Here is a 237-nt window from a genome sequence, read left to right on the forward strand (position 1 = left end):
CGTATCCCGTAAGCGACGTGCACAATCATCCGTGCATTCACGCAGGGAGGCTATGAACTGGTACTACACGGTCGAGAAGGAATTAGCGCGTGTGAGAAATGCGATTCAAGTTCTTGATCTAGGGCGAGGGCAGTTCCCGCCAGGATTAGAAGTCTGCGAGCCAAGGTATGGGGACAAAATGATCTCAAACTGTGATCGGTTTGTTGTAGTTGCAACGAATACTTGAGCAGCGTTGTT

The 237-nt window shown here is 49.8% G+C and carries 1 protein-coding gene; it reads left to right on the forward strand.

The features are described 5' to 3' along the window. Positions 1–226: hypothetical protein (locus tag SB752_RS33240; RefSeq protein WP_410719635.1), on the forward strand; the 226-nt coding region annotated here is incomplete at its 5' end. Positions 227–237 lie beyond the last annotated feature (11 nt).

The organism is Brevibacillus sp. SIMBA_040, from assembly GCF_046535075.1.
Lineage (GTDB): Bacteria > Bacillota > Bacilli > Brevibacillales > Brevibacillaceae > Brevibacillus.